The organism is Chryseobacterium sp. DT-167, assembly GCF_058310155.1.
On sequence record NZ_JBZEEQ010000153.1, the window covers coordinates 1 to 504 of the forward strand.

The following is a 504-nucleotide window of genomic DNA, read 5'->3' on the forward strand; positions in this document are numbered from 1 at the left end:
CGAGGGCGTTCGACGCAGCGGGATCGACGTCTCAGTGACCGTCGACGACGACGCCGCCGCGACCGCATCGGCGACGGTCGGTGCCTCCGCCTATCGGATCGTGCAGGAGGCGCTCACGAATGTCGTGCGGCACTCGGGCGCGGAGCACGCGGAGGTCGCGGTCCACCTCGAGGGCGATGCCGTGGTGGTCGAGGTCCGAGACGACGGGCGCGGCGCGGCGGGATCAGAGGACGGCAACGGCATCCTCGGGATGCGTGAGCGTGCCGTGCTCTCCGGCGGAGACCTGTCCGCCGGCCCCGGCCCCGAGGGCGGATTCGTCGTCACCGCTCGACTGCCCGTCGGAGCAGCCTCGTGATCCGGGTCGTGGTCGCGGACGACCAGCACCTCGTGCGGGCGGGGTTCCGCGCCCTGCTCGACAACGAGACGGACATCGCGGTCGTGGGCGAGGCGGCGACGGGCCGCGCCGCCGTGGAGCTCGCTCGCCGTGAGCGACCGGACGTCATG

Annotated in this window: 1 protein-coding gene; it reads left to right on the forward strand. The window is 73.4% G+C overall.

Annotation, left to right across the window (positions count from 1 at the left end; all coding sequences use genetic code 11):
• Positions 1-355: sensor histidine kinase (locus AC4FQ5_RS20230; protein WP_491146558.1), on the forward strand; the 355-nt coding region annotated here is incomplete at its 5' end.
• Positions 356-504: the final 149 nt, after the last annotated feature.